Here is a 1,575-nt window from a genome sequence, read left to right as displayed (position 1 = left end):
GGAGGGCCAGGATCTCCGCATCTTTGTCCCGGTCGCTCTTCGGCAGCAGACGCAGCAGCGCGAACGCGTTGGTCACTCCCAGGTAGGCCAGTCGCAGTAGCACGGTCGATCATCATGACGCGTGGACTGTCGGCTGCGCGAGAGCGCCGACTAGAGCGACGAGGCCGACCACCGCCAGCCCGGGTGCAGGCGTCCGACCAGGGCGGATGACATTCTCGGCAAGCGCAACGTCCAGCAAGAACCCGTCGACCGCGGCGACCCTCATCCCGTGCCAGAAGGCCGCCTCGAGTGCGGGCGGAGCGATGGCGCCCGCCACACGGCGGAACACTCCTTCCAACGGTGCTGACCCAAGCTGCTGCCGGGCCCTGGTGAACGACGACTTGTTCGGGACCGCCTGGTCCATCTCGCCCATGGCCCCAACCAGGTTCTCCGCGACATCGTCGTAGGAGTCCTGCTGAAACAGCGCCAGAGCAAGCACGAAGTAGACCATGAACCGACTCGACAGAGGACGCGGCTTGGCATCCAGCCGACCACACGCGGTCAGCACCTCGTCCACCAGCTCAGGAACGATCCACTCGGTGAGCAACCCGAGCCGGACCTCATCGGATAACCCGATCCATGAATGCATGTCCGTGTCAACGAACCAGCACCCCGGCGGTCACCGTGCCTGGGAGAGGAACTACGTGCACGTCTCAAGCAACGGCATTGGCCGTTGTCCACGAGGTAGCGGATCGCGTCCAGCATCCAATGCCACGAAGTTAAGGCTCAGTTGACGGTGTCAAGGCCCCGGGAAGAGGGGATCTTGTACGTACTCGGTGCCGTACGGATGAGTCGGCCGTTGCGCGCCCAGTAGCAGAGCTGCGCGTTGAAGCCGCTCAGCACACGCCCGGTGGCGATGAGGCCGAGATGCCCTGCGATGTCGCGGGCGTGCATGGCCTGGTTGGAGTTCTCCGCCAAGATCCGGCAGACCTGTCCCCAGCGGCCGGAAGCGGCCCGGTCTGGGGCATGCGTGGTGGGGAGAGCCGGTGGATGCACGGTGATCACAATGGCGGTGATCGGCGTACTGTCGCGAGGCCGCCCGTCGCGGTTCCAGATGTCGTAGCGAGATGTACCGCACTTGACGATGCGAGCGGACAGCCGCATTCGGCTCTTGGGCAGCAACGCCTTCAGGACGCGGGTGCCAATGTGTCCTACCAGGTCAAGGTGTCCGCTCGGAGTTGCGGCCGCAGCCGTCCCAGCGACGCCAACGACCGTGTCGCGCGCGGCCTCCAGGGCCACGGTGAAGCCGGCCCGATCGGGATCGCATTCAGGCACTGTCTCCACTGCGGTCACCATCATCGAGCGCAGAGCCTGGTAGATGGTCAGGAGTGCCCACATCTTCTGGGTGAGGCCCACCGGGTCCTTCGACCGTAGAACGCGCCCTTTGAGCATGGTGTGACGCAGTGCCAGATAGGCGGTCTCGATCTGTCGGGTAGGTGGGGGGGCGTGGGGGGGCGCCCCCCCCCCCCACACCGGGGCCGGGGACGGGGTGCTGCCGACGGTCATGCGTCCTCCAGCGGAAGCAAACGATTCAAT

At 65.7% G+C, this 1,575-nt stretch carries 2 protein-coding genes; both read right to left on the bottom strand.

The window, feature by feature from the left end:
- Positions 1-112 precede the first annotated feature (112 nt).
- Positions 113-628, bottom strand: coding sequence for a transposase domain-containing protein (locus ACFXB5_RS50740; RefSeq protein WP_385222158.1), 516 nt, complete (start codon positions 626-628; stop codon positions 113-115).
- A 137-nt stretch (positions 629-765) separates the two neighbouring features.
- Positions 766-1,431 carry a hypothetical protein gene (locus ACFXB5_RS50735; protein ID WP_385222155.1) on the bottom strand — a complete coding sequence of 222 codons (666 nt, stop codon included), beginning with the start codon at positions 1,429-1,431 and terminating at the stop codon, positions 766-768.
- Positions 1,432-1,575 lie beyond the last annotated feature (144 nt).

The organism is Streptomyces sp. NPDC059455 (assembly GCF_042750115.1).
Lineage (GTDB): Bacteria > Actinomycetota > Actinomycetes > Streptomycetales > Streptomycetaceae > Streptomyces > Streptomyces endocoffeicus.
The sequence above is the reverse complement of the archived record's forward strand: the minus strand, read 5'-3'. Positions and strand labels throughout refer to the sequence as shown.

Bases quoted from the DNA above. Each gene is read 5' to 3' on its own strand.
- ACFXB5_RS50740 (WP_385222158.1), bottom strand. From the start codon at position 628: ATGCATTCATGGATCGGGTTATCCGATGAGGTCCGGCTCGGGTTGCTC.
- ACFXB5_RS50735 (WP_385222155.1), bottom strand. From the start codon at position 1,431: ATGCTCAAAGGGCGCGTTCTACGGTCGAAGGACCCGGTGGGCCTCACC.